The sequence below is a fragment of the Streptomyces sp. NPDC054956 genome (genome assembly GCF_053609185.1).
Genome location: NZ_JBSGXB010000644.1, coordinates 1 through 1,296, shown reverse-complemented (window position 1 = coordinate 1,296; position 1,296 = coordinate 1). Strand labels below are relative to the sequence as shown.

General features: G+C 75.1%; 1 protein-coding gene. It reads left to right on the top strand.

Annotated elements, in window-relative coordinates; translation table 11 throughout:
• Positions 1-1,145, top strand: a 1,145-nt coding sequence (locus tag ACWGDE_RS39025) for a serine hydrolase domain-containing protein (protein ID WP_453393834.1), incomplete at its 5' end; no start/stop codon positions are given.
• Positions 1,146-1,296: the final 151 nt, after the last annotated feature.

Sequence of the window (1,296 nt, the reverse complement as noted above, 5' to 3'; positions counted from 1 at the left end):
CCGCCGCGGCGACCGGCCCCGCGGCCCGCACGCCCTGCGCGACGACCTCCGGGCCCGTCGGCGGGGAGGCCTGGGAGGTGCTGGAGGCGGCACGCCGGGCCAAGGAGGAACTCGCCCTCAAAGCCGTCGTCCTGCGGGTCACCCGGGACGGGCACGAGGTGGTCACCGGCGCGCTCGGCGAGTCCATGTCCGGCGTACCCGCCACGCCCGCCATGCACTTCCGGTCCGGCTCGGTGGCCTCCGCCTACCTGGCCACCGTCCTGCTCCAGCTCGTCGACGAGGGGAAGGCCCGGCTCGACGCCCCCGTCGCCCGCTGGCTGCCGGACCTGCCGCACAACGAGGAGATCACCCTGCGCATGCTCGGCAGCAGCACCTCCGGCCTGTACGAGTACGCGAGCGACCCGGAGTTCCTCGCCGCCCTCCACGCCACCCCGTTCCGGCAGTGGAGCCCGGGCGACCTGCTCTCCTACCCGCTGGCGCATCCGCTCCGGTACGCGCCGGGCACCAACTGGAGCCACTCGCACATCAACTTCGTGCTGCTGGGGGCCGCCCTGGAGAAGATCTCCGGCATCCCGCTCGACGAACTGCTGCGGCAGCGCGTCCTGGGGCCGCTCGGGCTCCGCGACACGGCCAACGCCTTCACTCCGCAGATCCCGGAGCCCGTCCTGCACGCCTACGACGCCGAGCGCGGCACGTACGAGGACTCCACGTACTGGGACCCCTCCTGGTCCGGACCCCCGGGCGCCGTAGAGACCACGACCGTCTGCGACCTCGCACGCTCGGCGCGGGCCATCGGCTCGGGCGAGTTGCTCCCGCCCGCCTCGTACGGGATCCAGCTCGATCCGGGCACCGTGGGCCTGGGGCGGCCCACGGCGGACTGCCCGGCGTCGGTGTGCACCGCGCAAGTCGAGGACCGGCACTTCGGGTTCGGCGTCGTCGTCTCGAAGGGCTGGGTCCTGCAGAACCCGTCGCTCTCCGGATTCACCGCGATCCAGGCGTACTTGCCCGCCGAAGGCCTCGCCATCGCGGTCTCCGCGACCGTCGAGCCGGGGGCGCCCGCCGGCAACGCGGCGCAGGAGGTCGCCGAACGGCTGGCCCGGATCCTCGCCCCCGGCCACCCGCTCGAGCAGGCGGCGCGACGGTGACCCCGAGGGGTTCCCGTCGTTGTAGAGGCGGTCAGCGAAGTGGCCCCGGGAGTCCCCGAACCCCACAACGGGTCCGGGCGCCCGGGCGGCCTAGCCGGGTGGCCCGGCCCGTCCCCACGGGCCCCCCCCCCCCCCGCCCCCGCCCCCCCCA